At 29.9% G+C, this 615-nt stretch carries 1 protein-coding gene; it reads left to right on the forward strand.

The genetic code is table 11. The annotated features are described in order from the left end of the window. Positions 1-16: 16 nt before the first annotated feature. Positions 17-615, forward strand: a 599-nt coding sequence (locus ABDH49_09305; protein ID MEN3047134.1) for a hypothetical protein, incomplete at its 3' end; no start/stop codon positions are given.

A 615-nucleotide genomic window follows, 5' to 3' on the forward strand; every position in this document is an offset into this window, starting at 1 on the left:
AAGCTACACAGAAGGGATGTATTATAATGATACACTTTTTGTCTCTTATAAATTAAAAGATTATTCTCTAAAATATCCAGATACTTTAATTGCTAAATACCTTTTTACAACTCTTCAGGGTGATAGCTTTTATTCATTTGAAAATAAATATATAATTCCTGATTCAAATTATTTTTCAGTTCATGAAAAGATACCAATTACCAAAAATATTATTTTTCCAGACATAGGATTTAAAATTCTTTCTTTTATAAAAAATGAAGATGTGGATACACAGAATTTAAAATGTTGGCTTGTTTACCCTGAAATAGATAGTCTTTATATGATTTCTCTGGCACCAGAAGGAACACTTAAACCTGGTGATTCTGTTGCACTTGTTCCTATATTTAAAAACCCTACACAGAAAAAAATAAGGAATGACTCACTCTTCGTATGGATAGAGCTTCGTGGAGGTGAATATGGTTTACTTCAAAGGAAATTTATCTTAGCAAAAGGTTGGGTTGATAGTGTTGGTCATAGAGACACAGTTATTTTTAAAGTAGTGGAGTATGATCTTGTAATTCCACCAATTTATATGGGATACTGTTATGGTGGTTATTGGATTGGCAAATTTAAATC

Source organism: Candidatus Hydrothermales bacterium (genome assembly GCA_039630235.1).
Classification (GTDB): domain Bacteria; phylum Hydrothermota; class Hydrothermia; order Hydrothermales; family JAJRUZ01; genus JBCNVI01.